The sequence below is a fragment of the Enterococcus gallinarum genome (assembly GCF_021496385.1).
Taxonomy (GTDB): domain Bacteria; phylum Bacillota; class Bacilli; order Lactobacillales; family Enterococcaceae; genus Enterococcus_D; species Enterococcus_D gallinarum.
Genome location: NZ_CP050816.1, coordinates 3,103,956 through 3,126,313, shown reverse-complemented (window position 1 = coordinate 3,126,313; position 22,358 = coordinate 3,103,956). Strand labels below are relative to the sequence as shown.

The 22,358-nt window shown below is 40.2% G+C and carries 20 protein-coding genes and 1 pseudogene; 18 read left to right on the top strand and 3 right to left on the bottom strand.

Features of this window, described 5'->3' with window-relative positions; translation table 11 throughout:
- Nucleotides 1–60 precede the first annotated feature (60 nt).
- The 13 genes from HED61_RS15130 (at nucleotide 61) to HED61_RS15070 (ending at nucleotide 13,779) form a co-directional block, all read left to right on the top strand.
- Entirely contained in the window at nucleotides 61–2,247 is a 2,187-nt protein-coding gene (locus tag HED61_RS15130) for a VWA domain-containing protein (protein WP_219645133.1), read from the top strand.
- A gap of 165 nt (nucleotides 2,248–2,412) precedes the next feature.
- A complete protein-coding gene (locus HED61_RS15125) occupies nucleotides 2,413–2,784 on the top strand; it encodes a GntR family transcriptional regulator (RefSeq protein WP_003125548.1) in 372 nt (123 codons plus the stop codon).
- Nucleotides 2,785–2,787: 3 nt separating this feature from the next.
- The gene (locus tag HED61_RS15120) at nucleotides 2,788–3,636 is read left to right on the top strand and encodes an ABC transporter ATP-binding protein (protein ID WP_003125549.1); all 849 of its coding nucleotides are present in this window, start codon (nucleotides 2,788–2,790) and stop codon (nucleotides 3,634–3,636) included.
- Nucleotides 3,636–4,292 (top strand): ABC-2 transporter permease, encoded by a 657-nt coding sequence (locus HED61_RS15115; RefSeq protein ID WP_171917291.1) that lies wholly within the window; start codon nucleotides 3,636–3,638, stop codon nucleotides 4,290–4,292. The genes HED61_RS15120 and HED61_RS15115 overlap by 1 nt, the downstream gene beginning before the upstream one ends.
- 337 nt (nucleotides 4,293–4,629) lie before the next feature.
- Nucleotides 4,630–5,082, top strand: coding sequence for a MarR family winged helix-turn-helix transcriptional regulator (locus HED61_RS15110; protein WP_138371166.1), 453 nt, complete (start codon nucleotides 4,630–4,632; stop codon nucleotides 5,080–5,082).
- 184 nt (nucleotides 5,083–5,266) lie between these two features.
- On the top strand, nucleotides 5,267–5,977 hold the full coding sequence (locus HED61_RS15105) for a B3/B4 domain-containing protein (RefSeq protein WP_219645134.1): 711 nt from the start codon (nucleotides 5,267–5,269) through the stop codon (nucleotides 5,975–5,977).
- A gap of 358 nt (nucleotides 5,978–6,335) precedes the next feature.
- On the top strand, nucleotides 6,336–9,110 hold the full coding sequence (locus HED61_RS15100) for a sigma 54-interacting transcriptional regulator (protein WP_219645135.1): 2,775 nt from the start codon (nucleotides 6,336–6,338) through the stop codon (nucleotides 9,108–9,110).
- Nucleotides 9,111–9,193: 83 nt separating this feature from the next.
- Complete coding sequence (locus HED61_RS15095) at nucleotides 9,194–9,613, top strand: PTS sugar transporter subunit IIA (protein ID WP_155853100.1); 420 nt, start codon at nucleotides 9,194–9,196, stop codon at nucleotides 9,611–9,613.
- Between the two features lie 10 nt (nucleotides 9,614–9,623).
- Nucleotides 9,624–10,094: a PTS sugar transporter subunit IIB gene (locus HED61_RS15090; protein ID WP_029486434.1), complete on the top strand. Its 471-nt coding sequence runs from the start codon at nucleotides 9,624–9,626 to the stop codon at nucleotides 10,092–10,094.
- Nucleotides 10,095–10,111: 17 nt separating this feature from the next.
- Entirely contained in the window at nucleotides 10,112–10,897 is a 786-nt protein-coding gene (locus tag HED61_RS15085; protein WP_219645136.1) for a PTS mannose/fructose/sorbose/N-acetylgalactosamine transporter subunit IIC, read from the top strand.
- Nucleotides 10,881–11,702, top strand: a complete 822-nt coding sequence (locus HED61_RS15080) for a PTS system mannose/fructose/sorbose family transporter subunit IID (RefSeq protein WP_156247855.1) — start codon at nucleotides 10,881–10,883, stop codon at nucleotides 11,700–11,702. The genes HED61_RS15085 and HED61_RS15080 overlap by 17 nt, the downstream gene beginning before the upstream one ends.
- A 12-nt stretch (nucleotides 11,703–11,714) precedes the next feature.
- The gene (locus HED61_RS15075) at nucleotides 11,715–12,764 is read left to right on the top strand and encodes an SIS domain-containing protein (RefSeq protein ID WP_060813775.1); all 1,050 of its coding nucleotides are present in this window, start codon (nucleotides 11,715–11,717) and stop codon (nucleotides 12,762–12,764) included.
- 10 nt (nucleotides 12,765–12,774) lie between these two features.
- Nucleotides 12,775–13,779: an SIS domain-containing protein gene (locus tag HED61_RS15070; RefSeq protein ID WP_171917288.1), complete on the top strand. Its 1,005-nt coding sequence runs from the start codon at nucleotides 12,775–12,777 to the stop codon at nucleotides 13,777–13,779.
- Nucleotides 13,780–14,293: 514 nt separating this feature from the next.
- Here HED61_RS15070 and HED61_RS15065 read toward each other — a convergent pair.
- Both HED61_RS15065 and HED61_RS15060 read right to left on the bottom strand, forming a co-directional pair.
- Nucleotides 14,294–14,620, bottom strand: a complete 327-nt coding sequence (locus HED61_RS15065) for a YbjQ family protein (protein WP_029486440.1) — start codon at nucleotides 14,618–14,620, stop codon at nucleotides 14,294–14,296.
- A gap of 16 nt (nucleotides 14,621–14,636) precedes the next feature.
- Nucleotides 14,637–15,368, bottom strand: a complete 732-nt coding sequence (locus tag HED61_RS15060) for a MerR family transcriptional regulator (RefSeq protein WP_103300208.1) — start codon at nucleotides 15,366–15,368, stop codon at nucleotides 14,637–14,639.
- A gap of 242 nt (nucleotides 15,369–15,610) precedes the next feature.
- Between HED61_RS15060 and HED61_RS15055 the strand changes: the two genes are divergently transcribed.
- Both HED61_RS15055 and HED61_RS15050 read left to right on the top strand, forming a co-directional pair.
- Complete coding sequence (locus HED61_RS15055) at nucleotides 15,611–16,651, top strand: DUF1002 domain-containing protein (protein ID WP_156247722.1); 1,041 nt, start codon at nucleotides 15,611–15,613, stop codon at nucleotides 16,649–16,651.
- A gap of 102 nt (nucleotides 16,652–16,753) precedes the next feature.
- Entirely contained in the window at nucleotides 16,754–17,125 is a 372-nt protein-coding gene (locus HED61_RS15050) for a YccF domain-containing protein (RefSeq protein WP_003125563.1), read from the top strand.
- A 131-nt stretch (nucleotides 17,126–17,256) separates the two neighbouring features.
- On the opposite strand, the gene HED61_RS15045 is transcribed toward HED61_RS15050, so the two are convergent.
- Nucleotides 17,257–17,796, bottom strand: a complete 540-nt coding sequence (locus tag HED61_RS15045; protein WP_231609092.1) for a VanZ family protein — start codon at nucleotides 17,794–17,796, stop codon at nucleotides 17,257–17,259.
- 280 nt (nucleotides 17,797–18,076) lie between these two features.
- On the opposite strand from HED61_RS15045, the gene kdpA reads away from it, so the two are divergent.
- The 3 genes and pseudogenes from kdpA to HED61_RS15030 all read left to right on the top strand — a co-directional run bounded on the left by kdpA (nucleotide 18,077) and on the right by HED61_RS15030 (nucleotide 22,346).
- Nucleotides 18,077–19,753, top strand: a complete 1,677-nt coding sequence (gene kdpA, locus HED61_RS15040) for a potassium-transporting ATPase subunit KdpA (protein ID WP_138371160.1) — start codon at nucleotides 18,077–18,079, stop codon at nucleotides 19,751–19,753.
- Between the two features lie 10 nt (nucleotides 19,754–19,763).
- Nucleotides 19,764–21,800 (top strand): annotated as a pseudogene (gene kdpB, locus HED61_RS15035) (potassium-transporting ATPase subunit KdpB); the annotation flags it as partial.
- Between the two features lie 24 nt (nucleotides 21,801–21,824).
- Complete coding sequence (locus HED61_RS15030) at nucleotides 21,825–22,346, top strand: potassium-transporting ATPase subunit C (RefSeq protein ID WP_003125567.1); 522 nt, start codon at nucleotides 21,825–21,827, stop codon at nucleotides 22,344–22,346.
- Nucleotides 22,347–22,358: the final 12 nt, after the last annotated feature.

Genomic DNA, 22,358 nt, shown 5'->3' with positions numbered 1-22,358 from the left:
CACAGTTAAACGATGATTCTCCCATTAAATGAGTGGACATGAAATAAAGGAGTGTAAGAAATGCAAGTTAACAAAAAAAGATCAGGTAAAACAATTGCTTTTTTACTAATGATTATTGGATCAATGGTCATTTTTATTGGTATACAGGCAAGTGCTGCTACTTATGATTTTGATTATCAAGCCAATCAATCTGGACAATATATTACTGATGGTGTCGAACAAGGGGATACCTATAATTATGACTACGGCAATGCACCAGGTGTCGATTTTGATAGTGAAAACTATGTGAACTATCATGATGAAGCTTATGTAAAGAAGAGTGTCAAAGAGGTAGCCGGGCAGCAAGGTCTCTTTGACGTTACTTTAGATGTGAAAGGGAATCAAGTAGATAATCCAGTTGATCTTGTCCTTGTGATTGATTACTCCTCCTCTATGAAAGGAGAGAAATTAACCAACGCCTTAAAAGGGCTGCAACAATTTGGTGAGGAATTAGGAGATTCCCTGTCAAACGGCTCTATTCGTATCGGAATTGTTGCCTATAACCGAACAACTTATTCTACGAATGGCTTCTCCAAAGACATCGATTATCTGCAAAATTTTTTACAGCATACGGCGGAATCACACTCAGGAACATTTATGCAAAAAGGCTTGATGGAGGGACAACGTCTGCTCCTTGAACAAAGTCGACCTGAAGCTGAAAAGATGTTTATCCATATTGGCGATGATAGTGCCAATCGCAGCTATTTACCTGCTGAAAATGCAACTGTGTATCCCAATACAGGAAAGATCGATGATTATAATGGCTATCATACTAGCAGCTATACCAAAGCTTTCCAAACAGCTAATCCTCAATACCATACAACAAGTAAGACTTCAACAGATAGTTTAGCAGTTCCAGTCAGCAGTCAAGTGGTGACTGATGAAACATTAGGAACGATCGTTGACATCAAGGAATCGAACTTTACGGTTTATTCAGTGGCAACGGCACCTTCGGCAAGGGGCGAATATATTGCCCGTAATCTTGCTACTGCACCGGCTAATTATTTGACGACGGACGAAAACCTTAGCGGTCTTGGTTCAGCATTGAAAGAAATTGCGAACCACATTGATAAAACGATTCCCAATGGAACGATCACAGACCCTATGGGGGAAGGAATCCTTTTACAAGGAGCCGGTACGTTTGATAATAGCCATTATCAATTGGTCGGGTGGTGCAAAAATGATCAAGGAGCATGGATCCAAGCTCCTGAAATTGTTGCAGCAGTTCAAGTAACGGAAGCTAATCAAACCATCTCTATCAGCAACATCGCGTTAGGTGAAAATGAAAAACTTACCCTAACTTATCAGGTTCGAATAAATACAGAATCCGCTGAGTTTCAAGGAGAAACATGGGTCTTGTGTAATGGACGCACGACATTAACAACAGGAAGTGATGGTGAATATTTAGATTTTCCTATTCCATCCATCAAGGCACCTGTCGTAGAATTGAAAATTATGAAGAAGTGGATCAATGTTCCAGATGCTGAGATTCCTGATCAGATCGAATACCAAGTCAAAAGAACAACCACCGTTAGTGCTGAAAGTTGGCAAACGTCAGATAGTTTAACCTTGACTAAAGGCGAGGGCTATCAAGGAATACGCACAAAAGTCCCAGTTGAAGGCCAAAATGTAGTATTACCAAAGTACAATAACCAAGGGGAAGATTTCTTTTACACTGTCGAAGAAGTCAATGTTCCAGATGACTTTGAAAGTGCGGTAACCAATGAGGGTGGTACCATCATTATTACCAATACTAAAAAAGAAACATCAAGTACGACAGAGCCAAGTGTTACCGAACCAAGCGTAACGGAACCAAGCACGACAGAGCCAAGTGTCACCGAACCAAGCGTAACGGAGCCAAGTACGACAGAGCCAAGCACAACGGAACCAAGCACGACAGAGCCAAGTGTCACAGAACCAAGCGTAACGGAGCCAAGTACGACAGAGCCAAGCACAACGGAACCAAGTACGACAGAGCCAAGTACGACAGAACCAAGTACGACAGAACCAAACACAACTGATTCGTCCATGTTAGGGACTCAGAACAATCAATCAGAATCAAGTCACTCTGCTGCCTTAAACGCTTCAAATAAAACGAATGATAAAAAACTTCCACAGACAAATGATGAGAAGGCGAGTTGGATGCTTGTCCTCGGCATAATGATTGTGAGTGTTATAGGTGGGACAATTATCATACGCATGAAATAACTATCTATCTTTCACGATTAAATCGTGTTCTCAGCTAGGCTTTTGCCTAGCTTTTTTTGTTTATGTTCAGTAAAAACTCAAAATTTTTTTAATAAACAGTATATAACACTTGATAACAGTTGTGTACTGTTATATACTGTTTGTAACGAGAAGGGGGAAGAAAATGTGAGATTGATTATTAATACTTCCTTAATGGTGCCGATTTATGAGCAGATTGTCGATCAAATCAAAGGGCATATTCGAAATGGGGAGCTGAATGAGAATGATCCGTTGCCATCTGTCCGCACACTGTCAAAAGAATTAAAGATCAGTGCTTTAACGGTCAAAAAAGCCTATGATACGTTAGAATCTGAAGGTTTTACAGTAACGGTTCACGGGAAAGGAACTTATGTAGCTGCTACCAATACAGAGCTTTTATTGGAAGAGCAAAAAAAGGAGCTGGAACAAGACTTGGAACAAGCAATTCTAAAAGGGCGACGTTGCGGGATTAGTGATGAAGAGATAAAAAGTTTGTTTGAATTGATATTGGAGGGTTGAAACATGTTGAAAATTGAGCATCTAAAAAAGCAGTATGATAATTTTTCTCTTGATTGTTCATTAGAAGTTCAAAAAGGTACTATCACAGGGTTGATTGGTCAAAATGGAGCAGGTAAAAGTACTACGTTTAAAGCAGCTCTTGGTTTAATTCCTTTTGACAGTGGGAAGATCACACTTTTAGGCAAGGATAGTAAAGAACTCACCCCAAAAGAGAAGGAAAAGTTAGGTGTTGTTTTATCCGATTCTGGCTTCAGCGGCTATTTAAGGATTAAAGATATTGTTCCGATTTTACGGACAATGTATAGCGAATTTGACGAAGACTTTTTTACCGAACAAATTCAGCGATTCCAACTACCAGTGGATAAAAGACTCAACGATTTTTCAACAGGGATGAAAGCAAAACTAAAAGTATTAGTAGCTATATCGCATCACGCTAAATTGTTGCTTTTAGATGAGCCGACAGCTGGCTTGGATGTGATTGCCAGAGATGAATTACTTTTGATGTTGAGAGAGTTCATGGAAAAAGATGAAGAGTGTGCGATTTTGATCAGTTCCCATATCTCTAGTGATTTAGAAACACTTTGTGATGATCTTTATATGATCCATGATGGACGAATGATCTTACACGAAGAGACCGATGTCTTGTTAAGTGATTATGCACTATTGAAAGTTGATCCGGAGCAATACAAAGAACTGGATAAACAATTTATTCTCCGATACAAAGAAGAAAGCTATGGGTATAGTTGTTTAACGAATCAAAAACAGTTTTATATGGAGAATTTTCCTAAAATAGTCATTGAAAAAGGATCAATTGATGAAGTGATTATGATGATGGTAAGGGGGCGTGAATAATGACAGGTTTGTTGGTAAAAGATTTTAAATTGATGGCCACACAAAAAAATTTCTTTTTGGTTATTCTTTTGATTGTAATAGGAATGATCTCGTTTACAGAGGATGTATCATTCCCACTAGGTTTCTTAACCTTTGCGCTTTCTTTATTCACATTAAGCACTATCAGCTATGATGAATTTGACAATGGGTATGCGTTTTTATTCACTTTACCTATTACTCGAGTGGGCTATGTGCTGGAAAAATATTGTCTAGGATTTCTACTGGGATTTAGTTCATGGCTTTTGGCAACTTTCTTAGGATTGATTGCAACAGTTGTTAGAGATACTACTTCTCTCACTGAGATCTGGCAGATTGCAGCAATGATTCTGCCTGTTATGATCATCATCCAATCTATTATGATTCCCTTCCAACTAAAGTTTGGCGGCGAAAAGGGCAGAATTGCCATTATTGGTGCTGTTGGACTTCTGATAGTCGCTGGTGTTGTGATTGTAAAAGGGGCAAAGCTCTTCTTTAATGTTGATCTGATTGCTCAATTGAACACATTGCCCATCGTCAGCATGGGAATGCTCTTTCTTATTGCATTAGTAATTGCTATGCTACTTTTTGCACTCTCTGTGAGGATCAGTATTTCGATTATGAAAAAGAAACAATTCTAAAGAGTTCTTTTATGAATAAAAGAGAATACGTGTCAGAAAAACAGACAAAACGAACTGAGGGAAAAAATCAGCTAGTCTTTAGATAGAGGATACCTCTGACGAGTTCTAGTGAATGATCAATGGTTTAGCTCTCTTCCTCCAAGCAATGAGCAAATGAAACAATCTTTGTTGTTAGTCATGTGGTTGGCGAAATATGATCAACTAGCAACAGAACGTATAAGTGATATAAATATTTTTTAAAAGAGTGAAACATTGGTTTCGCTCTTTTTTATTCTGGGAAAATGTTGCATTTGCAACAATAAAAAGGTAGGATAATGATAGAAGAGGAGAAAGAAGAATGAATGACATTTTACGAGAAATTGGCTCGATTAGCCGAATGCTTGATGCCATTGCCAATATTGAATTTAAAGAGTTAAAGCTGAACAAAGGGCAGTATATTTATTTGGTTCGTATTTTTGAGAATGAGGGAATTATCCCTGAACGATTAGCAGAGGTGATTAAAGTCGATCGGACAACGCTGTCAAGAGCTGTCCGAAAGTTGGAAGAGAATGGATTCATTTTAAAAGAATCCGATCCGTTCAATAAAAAAATCAAACATTTATACACAACTGAAAAAGGAAAGCATGTTGTGCAGTTTATCTTAAGAGAAAACGAATACTCAAACAAAATCGCTACCACTCAACTATCCGCATCAGAAATAGAAACGGTGACAAATTTACTTTCAAAGATCAGAGAATCTATTGAATCGGATTGGGCGATTGTAAAGAATGGTGGGAAAAGAGACTACTAATTAGATAGGGCAGGAGAAATCGGCACTGTAGGATAGAAAATCGTTTTCTTTTTCAAAAATGTGATCAACCTTCCCTAGTTTAAAAGGACAGGTTTAAATAATGATCAACTTTTGGAATCAATTGGCGGAACTAGCAAATATTGTTTTGCCGCTTTTTTATTAATACATTTGGAGTGTGAAAGTAATGAAGAAAATAGTGATCGATCAAGCATTCTGGGAAATCTTTCCCCATGCACAAATTAGTTGTCTCGTTGTGAAAGGGATCGACAATTCAATAGATCCTGCAAAAGAAAGTTATTTTACGGAATTGCTGAAAAACGGTAAGCGCGAAGCTAAGCGATTCTTAACGAATGCAACCTTCAGTGAAAATCCAGTTGTCCAAGAATGGCGGGAAGCTTTCCAAAAATTTAAAACAAAAAAAGGTGCCCGTTCTTCCATAGAAGCATTGTTGAAGCGTGTCAATCAAGATCGAACTTTTTTTCCAATCAATCCATTAGTAGATCTCTACAATAGTGTCTCTATGAAGTATGGGATGCCTTTAGGTGGAGAAGATTTGGCTGCAATCGCAGGTGATTTACACCTTGGACTAGCCAAGGGTGGGGAGTCATTTTTCCCATTAGGCGCCGAGGAGGATGCGCCAGCACTAGCAGGAGAATTGATTTACTATGACGAGCAAGGAGCCATCTGCCGCTGTTTAAATTGGCGAGAAGCGCAACGCACGATGTTAAAAGAAGAGACCGTCAACGCAGTATTGTTCGTTGAATCAATCAATGAAGAACAACATTTGCGGGCTGATGCCGCAATGGCTGAGTTGAAAAAATTAGTCGAAGACTACTTCAAAGTCGAAACCAGCCTATATACCTTGAGCCGGGATCATACGGAAGCAACGATTTAAGAAAGGAATAGAATGCAATAAGTAGAGAGTTATTGTAAAGGAATAAAAAGGGAGGACTTGTTGCGGAACCGTCAGCTTTGATGATTTACTTTAGATTGCAAGAAATAGAAGTATCTATGAAAATGAAAAGAGTCTCTAGCGGAAGGGCAAGATCTGTGAACGGTCTAAAAAAATGTGACTGCCTTGAGTGATTTTTATTGGATCATAAATTTTATGCTAAGGACTCTTTTCAAGATGACCTATAGTCGAGGGAAATATCCTCGAAATTATTCATTCCAAGCAACTTCCTCTGTCACCTCTTGGCTTTTTAAGAATCGTAAGCTATGATAAACGGAGAAAGAGGACAAGGAGAACAGCGATGAAAGAACAATTACTTGCTTACTTGCAAAACCAGACGGCTTTTTTCTCTGCAGAAAATGTAAGCGATGTCTTTACAGCGAAAGATATTGCCGAGAAGTTTTCAGTCAAGAGAAACACGATCAGTCACTATTTGAATCAGCTAACGGAAGAAGGTCGTTTAGTGAAAATTGCGACCCGACCCGTTTATTTTTTTCATAAGCAGGCATTTGAGAGCCAAAACTACCCCTTAACACAAAACGTATACGAGAGTCTGGCTGCTGTTGCGGCGGAAAAACCTTTTTTTGATCAAAAAGAAGATTTCTTTTCCAGTGTGATCGGCAGCAAAGGCAGTCTGGCAGAAGTCATTGAACAGATCAAGATGGCCGCCTTCTATCCAAATGGTGGGCTTCCCTTCTTACTGACGGGGGAAAGTGGGACGGGGAAGAGTTTTCTGGTAAAAATGTTCCATCACTATTGTGTGGCCAATGAATTATTGGAGGTCGATGCGCCTTTGATCACCATCAATTGCGCACAGTACGCCAACAACCAAGAGCTATTGACTAGTAATTTATTTGGACATGTCAAAGGGGCTTTTACCGGCGCAGAGGAAGATCGTGCTGGTGCTTTTGAAGCAGCAGATGGCGGTGTCTTGTTTCTCGATGAAGTTCATCGGTTGAATGCTGAAGGACAGGAAAAATTATTCACTTTTCTGGATCAAGGTGTCATCTATCGAATGGGGGATACAAGACGACCAATCACGGTGGATTGTCGGTTGGTGTTTGCAACGACAGAAGATTTGAAACAAACTTTTCTAACAACTTTTTTGCGGCGAATCCCGATCCAAGCGACATTGCCTGCTTTGGAAGAACGAACGATTTCTGAACGGAAGCAACTGATCTTGCAAGCATTTTTTGAAGAGCAAAAGCGCATCGGTTTGCCGTTAGAACTCTCACCTCAAGTGATCGAAATGTTAACGACGAGTCATTTTTCTGGGAATGTCGGTGAATTGAAAAGTACGATCAAGATTATTACTGCCAAAAGCTATACTGCTAGCCTAAAGCGGAAAGCCAAAAAAATAGCAGTCACGGTCTATCATTTACCAGAACATTTACTGCAATTGACAGATGAACCCAATGAGTCAGCGACGACGCAATTGATTCTTATCGATGGGCAAACGCAAATCCAGCAGCTGACTGCCGAAAGTGAGCCAGAACAACAAAAGATCATTCAAACATATGAACAGATCCTGCTCAATTATGTCCAGGCAGGACAGGATTTTACAGCTGCAGCTGATCCTATTTCTAAAGTGATTGAAAGACTATTCGAAAATTTATTGTTTGATCATAAGCAAGAACAAAAGCAGCGGACGATGATTTTTGTGACCGAGCATGTCCAGCGAATGATGGAGCAGATTGAACATTCCTTCCAAATCAGCTTTAACGGCAGCATGGTTTATACGATCAGTTATTATTTATGGCTGCGGCGAAATGTGGAGTGGCTGCCGGATGATCAAGACAAACTTTTATTGACAGAGAACCTACTGAAGAGCGTTAAAAAGCATTATTCGACAAGTGATCGCTACACCGAAAATCTGTTAGGGCTAGTACAAAAAGCATTGGATATCGAGCTAACCAGTATGGACCGCATTATCTTTACACTCTATATCAACGATATGGGGTATACCAAAGATTCATTGCTTCCGAGAAGTATCATCGTGGCTCATGGCTACGCAACTGCCAGCAGCATTGCGAATGTAGCGAATCGTTTGTTGAATGAATCGGTTTTTCAGTCTTTCGATATGCCATTAGATGTCACGCCCAAGCAAATTGCAGAAAGGGTCACTGCATATATTCAAAAAAATGATGTATCTAATGGACTAGTGGTCTTGTTCGACATGGGTTCGTTGAAAGAAATCTATCAGTATATTCCAGAATTGACGGTTCCAATCGTCATGATGAACAATGTAACGACAAGTGTAGCCATCGCTGTGGGGGAATGTATCCAGCAAAATGTTTCGCTGAGGGAAATTCCAGAACGGGTAAATGCCTACAGTCAAAATGAATGGGAGATTATTCTTCCGCAAACGAAAAAAGAGAAAGTTGTCATCACAACGTGTTCAACAGGAATTGGAACTGCGGTTCAAATCTCAAATTTATTAGAAAAGAGCATTCCAGATCATTTACAGATTCGAATTCTCCCTTATGAGTTCAATCAGTTGGAAAATAGGGAACATGTCAAACAGGCTTTGACATCGTATGACATTGTTGGTGTTGTAGGAACCAACAAACCTCGTCAAGAGCTGGCTCCTTTTATTTCTTTAGAAGAACTGATTTCTGGCGCAGGTACAGCAGTGCTATTAAGTTGGCTGAAAGAAGAATTGGATGAAGAGATGATTGCTTATGTGAACAATCAATTAGTAAGAAACTTTTCGCTGGATCGAGTGATTCAATCTGTGACGATTCTAGATACAGAGAAAGTGATTTCTCAAATGGAATTCTTTGTGGGGAATCTGGAACGTATATGGCAGCAAAGAATCACTAATGACCGCAAGCTTGCGTTGTTTGTCCATACAAGTTGTTTGATCGAACGACTGATTCGAAATGAAGCCATTGAGAATTATCATGCCAGCGGCACACTGCTTCAGTGTCATGAAAAACAGCTGGAAGAGATCAAAAAGGCGTTTAGTGTCATTGAAAAGGTTTACAGTGTCGCGATACCAGAATCTGAAGTTTGCTATATTTATGATGTTTTATTTGGAAACACGGATTCTTCAATGGTTGAAGCGGATTTTTAATCGATAAGGAAAGCGTGCCACTTTTTTTGGCACGCTTTTTGCGTTTAATAAAGTGTAACTTGGCGCAAAGAGAGGTGAAAGCAGTGGAGCAAATCATTATTTTAGCATCACACGGTAGATTTGCATCAGGAATCTTGCATTCTTTAGAACTTATTTGTGGAAAAAAACAATCAGTCATTGCCATAGATTGTTATGTTCAAGAAGCATTCGATCTAACAGCAACTATAGATACACTGATGGAAACCTATAAACAGCACGAAATGATCGTTATCACAGATATTTTCGGTGGCAGTGTGAACAATGAATTTTTACGTTATATCCAACAACCGAATTTCTACTTGATCGCAGGATTGAATTTGCCATTGTTGATTGAATTGACAACACAACTTCAAGGAGGAGGTGCCATCTCAGAAACGATCCACCAAACGTTGGCTAATTCGAAAGATATGATCCAGTTCTGCAATGAGAGTGTAGCAAAAGAAATCGAAGAAGAAGAATTTTAGGAGGAACGACATGATTATTTTGACACGAGTCGATCACCGACTCTTACATGGACAAGTTGCATTTTCTTGGACGCAAAGCTTAGGGGCAGATTGTATCTTGATCGCCAATGATGATGTGCCGACAAATGACATTCGTAAGACAACGATCAAACTAGCTAAACCACAAGGCGTTAAGCTAGTAATCAAAACAATCGAAGATTCTATTCATGCGTTGAAAAGCGGTGTGACCGATAAATACAAGTTGTTCATCGTGGTGGAATCCATTGAAGATGCCTATAAGTTAGCGGAAAACTATCCAGAGATCACTAAAATCAATTTGGGCGGGATCAAAGCCAAAGAAGGCACCAAGAATATTGGCAAAGCAGTCAATGTTTTACCGTTTGAAGAAGAACTTCTGAAAAAAATGGTTGCTAAAGGAATCGCTGTCGATATCCGGCAAGTACCTTCAGATAAAAAAGTCGCTGTCGAAGATGTTTTATAAAGAAAGGAGTAACAGAGATGCTGCAAGCAATATTACTTGGAATTGTTGCATTTATCGCGCAATCTGAATATGCATTAGGAACGTCATTACTGTCGCGTCCTATTGTTACTGGATTGTTTACAGGAATCGTATTAGGGGATGTCAGCACCGGAATCATTATGGGTGCAACACTGGAACTAGCGTTTATCGGCTCTTTTTCTGTTGGTGCGTCTATTCCGCCCGATGTCGTAACTGGTGGGATTCTTGGTACAGCCTTTGCAATTACAGCAGGAGCGGGAACGGAGACGGCTTTATTGTTAGGACTCCCGATCGCAACATTGACACTTATCTTGAAAAATGTTTACTTGGGACTGCTCATTCCTATGATGAACCAAAAAGCCGATTTGTACGCGGCAGATGGTAACTACAAAGGTGTGGAAAGAATGCACTTATTGGCAGGTTTTGGCTTATCACTGATGTTGGCTCTTGTAGTTACGATTTCCTTCATGGTAGGCAGTAATACGATTAGTAAATTGTTGGATATGATTCCGGCCTTTGTTCAGAACGGTTTATCAGTAGCAACTGGCTTGATCCCAGCCCTTGGATTTGCCATGTTGGCTAGGTTACTGATCAATAAACAAGTTGCTCCTTATTTCTTTTTAGGGTTTGCATTAGCAGCTTATTTAGAGCTGCCTGTTACAGGAATTGCAATCTTTGGTGCGATAACAGCCGTTGTAGTTGTGAATCTAAGAAACATACGCGGACAAGGGCAATCTATTCAAACGACTTCAGGGGAGGTACTAGATGATGATGAAGACTTCTAATGAGAAAGCCGAAATTACCAAAAAAGAATTGAATCGTGTCTTCTGGCGTTCGTTTCAAATGGAGTTCTCATGGAACTATGAGCGGCAAATGAACCTGGCTTATGTCTATGCGATGATTCCGATTTTAAAGAAACTGTACAAAACAAAAGAATCGATGGCCGATGCATTGAAACGTCATCTGGAATTTTTCAACACGACCCCTCATATCGTGACACTTATTTTAGGAATCAATGCAGCGATGGAAGAAGAAAATGTGAATGATCCAAATTTTGATTCCTCAGCGATCGATAACATCAAGACATCCTTGATGGGACCTTTAGCTGGGATTGGGGATTCCTTCTTTTGGGGAACGTTACGGCTGATCGCCACTGGAGTAGGAACTTCATTGGCTTTACAAGGAAACATATTGGGACCGATTCTCTTTCTGCTGATTTTCAATATTCCTCATTTACTGTTTCGTTATTTTGCTACTGGTTGGGGATATAAGCTTGGAACAGGATTTTTAAAGAAAATCCAGGAAAACGGTATGATGGAAAGCTTAACATACGGCGCCGCGATCATTGGATTGATGGTCGTGGGAGGAATGACAGCTACGATGATCGATATCAATATCCCATTACAGATCGGTTCGGGTGAAAATGCTGTTACAGTACAACGTATCTTTGATGATATCGTTCCGAAAATTTTATCATTAGGTGCGTTTGGGGCTGTCTTTTATCTGCTGAAAAAAGAAGTCAAGCCGTTGATTATTCTGCTTGGATTAGCAGTAGTTGGTATTTTGGGATCTTTGATTGGACTTTTTTAAGGAGGAATTGTTGTGGCAACGATGATGGATTATATTCAGGAAGAGCAAGAAACATTAGTTGAGATATTGCAGGGATTTGTTCCTAAAAAAGAAGAAAGAAGATCAGCGATTGAACATTTAATGATTTTGGCAACAGGCTCTTCTGCCAATGCCTGTTTAGCAGCAAAGTACGCACTGGAGAAGTTGGCGCAGATCACTGTCACGATCGAGGAACCATACCACTTTAATCACTATGGTCATCTTTCAAAAGAAATTGAGACAGTTCTGGCGGTTTCTCAAAGTGGAAAAAGTGCCTCGACAATAGATGCCGTGGCGCATTTGTCAGAGCAAGGTCTTTACACCATCGGTTTGAGCAGTGATCTCGAAAGCCCCCTTGTGCAAAAAGTAAACGAAAGAATTGATCTAGGAACCGGGATCGAGACCGTTGGATTCGTGACGAAGGGATATGTCGCAACGGTATTGCAACTCTATCTGTTAGGCGTATCGATTGGCTACAGCAAAGGCTTATTGTCCGATGACCAAGTGTCGATTATCAAAAGCCAGTTAGAGAAGATGATTGAGGCTGTTCCTCAAGTCATTGATAAAACGATAGCTTTTTTTGAGAAAAACGTCAGTACTTTTAAACTAGCCAATCGGTTTGTGACAATTGGTTACGGCCCAAACTGGGGAACCGCAAAAGAATTTGAAACGAAATTTACCGAAACTGTTCGAGTACCTTCTCAAGGCGTGGAATTAGAAGCGTATATGCACGGTCCTTATCTTGAAGCAAACCATGAACATGTGCTTTTCTTTATTGAAGCGCCAAGCTCGAATCAAACAAGATCTCAGTTATTGCGTGATTATATGACTTCTCATGTGGGGAAAGCTTATACAATCACTGTAGCAGCAGCGGCTGACTCCGATACACTTGGGCTGGATGTTGCATGTGAGGAACTTTTTTCTCCGTTGCTCTTAGTTATTCCGTTTCAAATTTTCTCCTATCTTGGGGCAGCTGCTAAAGGAATCGATTTAAGTAAACGTATTTTTGACGATTTTGATCAAGTGTTAAAAAGTAAAATTTAGAGGTGGAAAAATGCTTAAATTTAATGAACAACAACAAATTGACGATATCCAAGGAATGTTAGACTTGCGCCCAGAAATTGAAAAGTTGATCGACACCCTTGACGAAAAAGGCTTTGATGGGATCTATTATCTAGGAATTGGCGGCACGTATGCTTCTGCTATGCAAGCAGTTACTTATATCAATGGAAAAAGTGATCTGCCTGTTTATGTCCAGCATGCGGCGGAATACTATACAACAGGGAACCGTCGCTTGACAAAAGACTCATTAGTTATCTTGTCATCTGTCACTGGTACGACACAAGAAGTGGTAAAGGCTGTCGCAGAAATCAAAAAAGTAGGAGCGACATTGCTAGGATTTATTGATACAAAAGGCAGTGTCTTGGCAGAACAGTGTGACCATGTCATCACGTATCCTGCACCAGGAACAGAACAAATCAAATTCTTTATGGTTGCGGATCGTTTAATGAAAAATCATGGGGATTTTCCTGATTACGAAGAGTATTATCAAGAATTGGATCAGCATCTAGCAAAAGGATTAGTAGAAGCAGAGAAACAAGCGGATGAATTTGGCCGATCGTTTGCGGAAAAACATCGTCATGATGCGATGCACTATTTCATCGGTGCGGGAAATCAATGGGGTGCTGTTTATTCTTACGCTATGTGTTACTGGGAAGAACAAAGCTGGTTGCGTTCTAAATCAATCCACGCCGCTGAATTTCTTCACGGGACGTTGGAAATCGTTGATGAAACAACCCCTGTGACCGTCTTTTTAGGCGAAGATGAACAGCGGCCATTATCAGAAAGAGTAGCTAAATTATTGCCAAGAATTTGTGGCGACTATACATTGATCGACACGAAAGACTATCCTGTTTCAGGAATCAGTGAGAAATATCGTGGCCGTGTACTGTCTCATTTATTGATGCATTGCGTGACACAACGTATTGATGCCTATGTCGAGCAAATGAATTGCCACCCAATGGAGATACGACGCTACTATCGCCAGTTTGAGTATTGATAGCATACAGACCTTAGATAACTCTTATAAGTTTCAAAGAAACGAGGCATATAACGCTTACTTCATAATGAAGAAGCAGGAATAGATTCAATTATGAACAAGCGGCCTACTGGTCAATCTACTCAGGATTGATCGATAGGCCGTACTTTTTTGACTTGTTAAGAGGTCTATGTGTTTAGCGATTGAAGATATATTAATAGACAAATAGAAGCGAAGGCTTTTTTCTTTTTTCTAATAAATTTTCTATTTAAATCACTTTGTCACAGGTGATTTTTTGTTTTTAATTGTGCATAGTGTAAATGATAGACTTTTCTTCCTATAATTGTTGCTGGGAAAAAATAGTGCCGCTTGATTGGAGTTGTGAGTTATTAAAAGGGTCTTATACCTAGACTCTCAAAAAAACATACTTTTTTCTCAGGAGAAAAATTAATGTGGAAAGAATGAGCTATCACGGCATAATGCTGCCTTACATTGTTTAGTAAGCTGATTTTTTATAGATGAGAGCCTAGTGCATCTATTCTTCAACAACAACTGCTGTTCCGCTAGCTGTTACAACGATGAGCATGATATCAGAATTTACAAATTGATTATAACTAACACGGGTATTGATTATCGCGTTTGCAGATAGACTACGGGCTTGTGATTCTAATTCTAAAAGAGCCAATTTCCTTCCGCTTGAATATTCATTAGAATAAGTAGTAGATTTTCCGCCAAATATCCCTTTAATACCACTGATTGTATCTTTCACAATGTTAATTGAAATGACTTGTTCATTAAAGATAGCTCCTTTTACTTCACGAATTCTTTTATCCGCAATTGTTTCCGTTGTTACTGTAAACATGTCCAATCCCCTTTTCTTATAATTTAATCTCAACAGTAAAAATGGTGGCATTATTATAGGCTAATGAACAATAGATATTTTCAAAAACTAAGAAATGATGTGGTGAAGTATCCTTTATAGCCAGTAATTTATCAGCTAAAAAAAGATCAATATTTTTTTTAATGCAGTCTTCCGTATTAACGATAAAGCTCATACTGGCATAAGTCCCTTTAGCAAAGAAAAGATCATCCTCTTTATTTTTGCTTTGAAAGCAAGGAATCACTTCATTTTCATTATGAACATAGAATAGTTGATCGAGGGACGAGAAGTTCATTTTTGTTGCTTTGATCAAATCAATCTCGGAATTATCAATAACCGATTCCGGAAAAGGATGGAAGTAGCGATCCGTTCTTTCAAAGAAAGTTATTTCATTTAGCTTGTAGCGTTCTTGAGCCTGGATGATGTTCTGCACGGTATTTTTTATAGCAAGTAATTCGTCGATTTTTTTTTGAAGATTTTGTTCAGCTTCCAAAAAATAGTGGGCTACATCCTCTTCAGTTAAAACCGTTTTAATTGTTTTAAGAGAGTAGCCAATGTTCCTAAGAACGATAATTTGATATAATCTATAAACATTTTCTTCATCGAAAAAGAAATAACCATTGTCTCTCCTTTCCTTAGGTGTCAGCAAATCAATATCAATATAGTGCCGGATTGTGTGTTTTGAAATAGAAAATAAGGTTGCTAGTTCACTTGTTGTCAGTAATTTCATCGTTCGCCTCCTAATAATCAGTATATAGTGTCGGGTAACCACACAGTCAATAACAAATGTAATAAAGATAATAAATACGTTTGTAGTCAGTATCCTCAATATTGCGATAAAAAAACATTTTAATTTTTTCTTTAAACAAGTAGATCATAAATTTTCCTTCAAATCCGACCCTAGCCGTAGGTCGAAACGTATCTCTTATAGTACAATAATAGAAACAGGAAAATAGTTAGATGGAGGATACTATGAAAAAAAATATCAGAAAAAAACAAATGATTTTAGCCACTCTCTTGGTTTCTAGCCAAGTTTTAGTTGCCGCACCATTAGCATTTGCTGAAGAATCAACTTCAAGTGAAGGGAGCTCAGCAATCTCACAAACGATCGAAACCTCGTCTTCGGCAGCTTCAGAGACAGCAAGCTCAGAAACTGCGACTTCTACGACGGATAGTAAAGAAAAATTGCAGATCAATGCGGTAGCCATTGGTAATGCATTAACAAAAGAGCAAGAAAACTATACCCTGGATCAACTGGGGATCAAAGGAGAAACACCGATCTATACGACTTCAGGTTCCGATTTAATGAAATATATCCCTGATGGTGGCTTTACTAAAGATTGGGCGGTGTATAGTTCTGTCCGCATGCAGACCCTTGATAGTGGCGAAGGAATCACGGTGGATATTGCGACACCTAAAAATATCACCCGCATCACTGCCGCACAATACCAAAATGCCGCACTGACTGCTGGGATCACAGATGCTAAGCTAACAGTAGCTTCTGCTGTACCGATTGACGGTTCTGGGGCATTGGCAGGAGTCTACAAAATCGTTGAAGAATCCGGCGGCATCATCAATCAAGATCGTGTCAGTGTTGCGCAAGATGAAATGGATGTCTTATCAACCATTACAGAAGAAAACAAAGACAAAGAAGGCTATTCTGATGAAGCTCTGAATGCTGCACAAGAACAAGCGAAAACAGAGCTAGCTGCCCAAACAGCTGATGGCTCAGAATTGACCCAATCCGATATTCAAGCAACTGTTGAAAAAGCATTGAAAGACAATGGTTTAGAGGGAATCGTGACTTCGGATCAAGTTACTGAATTGACAACATTGATGAGCGACATGAAAGACAAAAATATTTTTGAAGATTTTGTCAAAGAGTTGGATCTTTCAGAAGCCCGCAAACAAATTGAAGAAAAATCCAAAGGACTATGGGAAAATGTTAAAAACTTCTTCAGTGGACTTTGGTCTTCGATCACGGGTGTATTTGGCGGAAATTCTAACGAATAAGCAGTTGGCTAAATGAATGTAATCAAAAACGAACGAAGGATAATGCAAGGCGGTCGTCATCTATGATGGCCGCTTTTTTCAAAGGAAAGGAATGTGATGAGTATGAGTTGTTTAGGAAACCTGATTTGGATGATTTTTGGTGGATTGCTTGGTGCAATTTCGTGGTTTTTGGCCGGTTGTCTGTGGTGTGTGACGATCATCGGTATCCCGATTGGTTTGCAGTGTTTTAAATTCGCTTCTTTATCATTGGCTCCTTTTGGAAAAGAAGTTGTCTATAGTGGTTCAGGGGTTTCTTTGCTATTGAATATCCTGTGGCTGATTTTTTCAGGAATACCTTTGGCAATCGCTCATCTGATGAGTGCCATTCTCTTAACGATTACGATTATTGGGATTCCTTTTGCGAAACAGTCGCTGAAACTAGCGGGTCTAGCATTGATGCCTTTTGGTGCCACGATCGTTTCAACAAATCGCTAAACAAAGTGATCTGCTTGATTTCCGGCAACAGCAATACCCATCTAGTAAAACTGCAAGATTTTCTTTTCGAATAGACAGATACGAAAAAGAGCCTTTTGACGGGCTCTTTTTTGCTTGCTCCGATAGTTGATTTACGACTCACTAGGGGAATGAAGCATAAATTTTCTAAGAAAGGATCGCTCAGGCAGCACAGTGAAAAGAAAGCGACTGAGTAAATAACCAAGTAATGCCCCAACGGTATTTGCAATTAAATCCACGACATCTGCCCCTCGCCAGCCGCCTAGGAAATAATTGCTTAAAAACTGCAGTACTTCGATACTAAAGCTGACCGAAAATCCCAGCAGAACAGCTCGAAAAATAGAAGTTTTGTTAACCATCAAATAATAAAAAACAGCTAATGGCGCCAACATAATAAGATTAGGGAGTATCGAAAGATCTGCTGCTAAGGAGAAGTTGATGCGACTAAGCCAATCGGATTGATTGGCATAGACCCCTGTTTGGATTTGAAAAGGGAAAAAAGTCAAGTAAAGGACAGCGAAACTATAGAAAACAAAGGCTCCAACCGTTATTTTTTGAAAAAGTGAAAGCTGAGCAGCATTGTAACGCAGAATCAAATAGCAAGTAACAAGAAAAAACGGGATTAAGACCAGACCCGAGATCGTAAACTGCATTATTGATTGCTCCTTTCTAGATTAAGTGAGACAAGTATAACCAAATATAACAGGGTGGGCAAGAAGATAAATCCGCTAATTCGCTGTAAACAGACAGATTGTGTTACAGCTCATCGTATAAAGAAGATATAAAGAAATCCAGCGAACCTTGATACTATCTTTACAACATTTTTTTTAAGATAAGATCAAAGGAGAGGAAGAAGATGTTACTACTTTTAGGATGTTTGAGTTTTGGATTGATGCTTTATCTATTTTGGTTTCTGTTCAAGGGGGAAGAGTTATGATGAGTTTTGTTTTTCAAGGGCTGTTTTTCTTTTTTGTATTACTAATTTTAGCAGCCCCTTTAGGGTTTTATATCAAGATGATCATGACGGGGGAGACGCCCCGTTTCGTCCGCTTTATCCAACCGATCGAGCGTGGTTTCTATCGGTTGATCGGTTCTGAAAGTCAGCGAAAAATGTCCGCAAAACGTTATTTGATCAGTGTATTAGGGCTAGGAATCAGTTCGCTGCTGTTTTTGACGGTACTTTTAATGGTTCAAGGTTGGCTGCCGGGTGGAGCAAAGGTTGATAATCTGTCTTTTGATTTAGCACTTAATACAGCTGTCAGCTTTATCACTAATACGAACTGGCAAGCATATTCTGGCGAGTTGGCACTATCCAATAGTACACAAGTCTTTGGTTTGACTGTCCAAAATTTCTTGTCGGCGGCAGTTGGATTGGCTGTTCTTTGTGCATTCATTCGTGGATTGGTTCAGAAAAAAGAATCCTATTTAGGCAATTTTTGGCAAGACATGGTTCGCGGATTATTGTATATCCTATTACCACTGTCCACGATCATTGCGATTTTATTGATCTCTCAAGGAGTCGTTCAAACCTTCAGTAGCGGAATGGCCTACAACAGTTTGGAAGGAGAAAATCTTTGGTTATATCTTGGCCCTGTTGCTAGTCAGGTGGCTATCAAACAGTTAGGGACAAACGGTGGCGGCTTTTTTGGGGCCAATTCGGCCCATCCATTTGAGAATCCGACGATTTTTTCAAACTTTATCGAGAATTTAGCCATTCTCCTTTTACCAGCTGCGCTGATTTTTGCTTTTGGCTTTTGGGTAAAAGACTGGAAACAAGGACGAACGATTTTATTTGTTTCGCTGTTCTTCCTATTTGCCGCTTTTTTAGGTGTATTGATCAGTGAAAACTATGGACCGATTTTCAACGATGTCGTTGGTTCAGCCAATATGGAAGGCAAAGAAATTCGCTTTGGGATTGGCTGGTCGAGTTTGTGGGCAGTCAGTACCACGGCAGCTTCCAACGGATCGGTCAACGCGATGTTGGATAGCTTCACTCCATTAGGCGGTGCAGTGCCGATGTTTCTCATGCAACTAGGGGAAATCATTTTTGGTGGTGTCGGTAGCGGGCTTTATGGGATGTTAGCATTTCTGCTTTTAGCAGTGTTCATTGCCGGACTGCTTGTTGGACGCACACCAGAATATTTAGGCAAGAAAATCGAAGCCTTTGATATCAAAATGGCAAGTTTAGTCATTTTGACGCCGCTTCTGCTGACGCTGTTTGGGGCGATGGCGCTTGCGATGCACCCGGATATTTTGGAATGGTTGACCAACAAAGGGGCTCACGGATTTAGTGAACTGTTATACGGAGCAACATCATTGGCTAATAACAACGGAAGTGCATTTAATGGGTTGTTAGCAGATACCCCATTCTTGAATGTCTTAGGTAGTGGACTCATGCTTTTCTCTCGGTATATTCCGATCATCGCCGTTTTATTTTTGGCTGAAAACATGGGACGCAAGAAGAAAGTAGCTGTGAATGACGGTACTCTTTCTACCGTCAATCCGACATTCGTCACGATGTTGATGATTGTGATTTTAGTGATCGGGGCATTAAGTTTTCTACCTGCATTGGCATTAGGTCCGATCGCAGATTTTCTTACACTGAAATAAAAAGGAGAAGAATAAAATGAAAAAGATATATCGCTGGGCAATCAAGCAAGCATTTCTCAAACTAGATCCGCGGCAACAAATAAAAAATCCAGTGATGTTCGTGGTTTATATTGGTGCCATCGCAGCGACGATTCTCTGCTTTGAACAATCTGACATTCCATTGTGGTTTACCATCACGATCACCAGCTTACTTTGGCTCACATTGCTGTTCGCAAATTTTGCTGAAGCGGTCGCGGAAGGTCGTGGGAAAGCTCAGGCAGATAGCTTAAAACAAGCCAAAAAAGACGTCATGACTTACAAAATCAATGATTTACAAGATATCCAATCAGAGCAGTTCATCGAAATGAAGTCATCAGATTTGAAAAAAGGTGACTTGGTTTATGTCGTTTCTGGACAACAGATTCCGGCAGACGGCGATGTCATTGAAGGTGCTGCCTCGGTAGATGAAAGTGCCATTACGGGTGAATCAGCGCCAGTAATTCGAGAATCAGGCGGAGACCGCAGTGCAGTCACTGGCGGGACAACGGTGGTTTCCGATTACTTGGTCATTCGAGTGACGTCTGAAAATGGACATTCGTTTTTGGATAAAATGATTTCAATGGTAGAAGGGACACAACGCAAAAAAACGCCTAATGAAATTGGGCTGCAGATTTTTCTGATCACATTGACGATCATCTTTTTAGCGGTGGCAGTAACATTAGTCCCATTTACGGAATTAAGCAGTATTCTTTCGCAAAAAGGAACCGCGCTTTCTAGTATTGTAATTATTGCATTGCTCGTTTGTCTAGCCCCAACGACCATCGGTGCACTGATCTCTTCGATCGGGATTGCTGGAATGAGCCGTCTGACGAAAGAAAATGTTATTGCCATGAGCGGTCGTGCCATCGAAGCGGCTGGTGATGTCGATATTTTGTTATTGGATAAAACAGGAACCATTACACTGGGAAATCGTCGGGCAAGTGCCTTTCTACCTGTAGCCGGTATTAGTGAAGAACAATTAGCAGATGCCGCGCAGCTTTCCTCATTAGCTGACGAAACGGCAGAAGGCCGCAGTATTGTTATTCTAGCCAAAGAAAAATTTGGGATTCGAGAACGCGCTTTTGAACAATCCGAAGTGAAATTTATCGATTTTAGTGCCAAAACACGGATGAGCGGCATGGATTATCGTGGCGATCAAATTCGTAAAGGTGCGGCGGATACGATCAAGAAATATGTGCTCGCTCGTGGCGGTACCTACCCACCACAGTGTGACCAAATCGTAGCCAAAGTGGCGCACTCTGGGGGTACCCCGTTGGTAGTTGTCAAAAATGACCAAGTCATGGGGGTCATCTATTTGAAGGACATCGTCAAAAACGGTGTACAGGAAAATTTTGCCGATATGCGGAAAATGGGTATCAAAACTATCATGATCACAGGAGACAACCCGTTGACCGCAGCAGCGATTGCAGCAGAAGCGGGAGTCGATGATTTCCTCGCTGAAGCAACGCCAGAAAACAAAATGGAATTGATTCGGCAATACCAAGAAAAAGGACACTTGGTTGCCATGACCGGCGATGGAACCAACGATGCACCAGCATTGGCTCAAGCAGATGTGGCAATGGCTATGAATACTGGAACACAGGCTGCCAAAGAGGCTGGCAACATGATCGATCTGGATTCCAGTCCAACCAAATTGCTGCAGGTCGTACGAATCGGTAAACAGCTGTTGATGACTCGTGGTGCATTGACGACATTCAGCATTGCCAATGATGTGGCGAAATATTTCGCCGTAATCCCTGTTCTTTTTTATGGCATCTATCCTGAACTGGCGCAATTGAACGTGATGCAGTTAGGTAGTCCACTGACGGCGATCTTGTCAGCCGTGATTTACAATGCGGTCATTATCGTTGCTTTGATTCCATTAGCTCTAAAAGGAGTCAAATACAAAGAAAAACCAGCCAGCCAAATTTTGCGCCACAATTTACTGGTATATGGACTAGGCGGATTGATCGCACCTTTCATTTTTATCAAATTGATCGATATCGTGCTAAGCTTTTTCCTACTATGAACAAATTGAAAGAAGGATGCAGAAATGAAAAAGATTCTAGGGACTCAATTGCGTTTCTTGGTGTTTAGTATTTTGTTTTTTGGCGGGGTGTATACTGCTGTGATCACTGGTGTCGGTCAATTGTTATTTTCCAACCAAGCCAATGGTAGTCAACGAATGGTAGAGGGAGAAGTAGTTGGTTCAACACTGATTGGTCAGCAGTTCCTGCAACCAGGCTACTTTGCTGGCAGAAGCAATGCGGTCTCCCAATTGTCTCCGGTCTCTGCGGAACAAGAGGGACTGGTATCCGACAGAAAGACCGCGCTTCAAAGAGAAAATCAAATCACAGAGGTACCGGTTGATCTGGTGACTGCATCAGCCAGCGGATTAGATCCGCATATTAGTGTCGCTGCAGCCGAGATACAAGTACCTCGCATCGCCAAAGAACGTAAACAGAAGGAAACAGCCATTCGTGCTATAATAAAAGAAAAGACACAAAAAGATTGGTTTTCTGATCGAACATTTGTCAATGTGCTTGAACTGAATTTAGCATTAGATAAACTGTAAGTGATTGTTGAT

Excerpts from the sequence above, each read along its gene's own strand:
- HED61_RS15080 (WP_156247855.1), top strand. The coding sequence starts at position 10,881 with ATGATGAAGACTTCTAATGAGAAAGCCGAAATTACCAAAAAAGAATTG.
- HED61_RS15050 (WP_003125563.1), top strand. The coding sequence starts at position 16,754 with ATGAGTTGTTTAGGAAACCTGATTTGGATGATTTTTGGTGGATTGCTT.
- HED61_RS15065 (WP_029486440.1), bottom strand. The coding sequence starts at position 14,620 with ATGTTTACAGTAACAACGGAAACAATTGCGGATAAAAGAATTCGTGAA.
- HED61_RS15090 (WP_029486434.1), top strand. The coding sequence starts at position 9,624 with ATGATTATTTTGACACGAGTCGATCACCGACTCTTACATGGACAAGTT.
- HED61_RS15100 (WP_219645135.1), top strand. The coding sequence starts at position 6,336 with ATGAAAGAACAATTACTTGCTTACTTGCAAAACCAGACGGCTTTTTTC.
- HED61_RS15130 (WP_219645133.1), top strand. The coding sequence starts at position 61 with ATGCAAGTTAACAAAAAAAGATCAGGTAAAACAATTGCTTTTTTACTA.
- kdpA (WP_138371160.1), top strand. The coding sequence starts at position 18,077 with ATGATGAGTTTTGTTTTTCAAGGGCTGTTTTTCTTTTTTGTATTACTA.
- HED61_RS15105 (WP_219645134.1), top strand. The coding sequence starts at position 5,267 with ATGAAGAAAATAGTGATCGATCAAGCATTCTGGGAAATCTTTCCCCAT.
- HED61_RS15070 (WP_171917288.1), top strand. The coding sequence starts at position 12,775 with ATGCTTAAATTTAATGAACAACAACAAATTGACGATATCCAAGGAATG.
- HED61_RS15030 (WP_003125567.1), top strand. The coding sequence starts at position 21,825 with ATGAAAAAGATTCTAGGGACTCAATTGCGTTTCTTGGTGTTTAGTATT.
- HED61_RS15120 (WP_003125549.1), top strand. The coding sequence starts at position 2,788 with ATGTTGAAAATTGAGCATCTAAAAAAGCAGTATGATAATTTTTCTCTT.
- HED61_RS15060 (WP_103300208.1), bottom strand. The coding sequence starts at position 15,368 with ATGAAATTACTGACAACAAGTGAACTAGCAACCTTATTTTCTATTTCA.
- HED61_RS15045 (WP_231609092.1), bottom strand. The coding sequence starts at position 17,796 with ATGCAGTTTACGATCTCGGGTCTGGTCTTAATCCCGTTTTTTCTTGTT.
- HED61_RS15110 (WP_138371166.1), top strand. The coding sequence starts at position 4,630 with ATGAATGACATTTTACGAGAAATTGGCTCGATTAGCCGAATGCTTGAT.
- HED61_RS15055 (WP_156247722.1), top strand. The coding sequence starts at position 15,611 with ATGAAAAAAAATATCAGAAAAAAACAAATGATTTTAGCCACTCTCTTG.
- HED61_RS15115 (WP_171917291.1), top strand. The coding sequence starts at position 3,636 with ATGACAGGTTTGTTGGTAAAAGATTTTAAATTGATGGCCACACAAAAA.
- HED61_RS15085 (WP_219645136.1), top strand. The coding sequence starts at position 10,112 with ATGCTGCAAGCAATATTACTTGGAATTGTTGCATTTATCGCGCAATCT.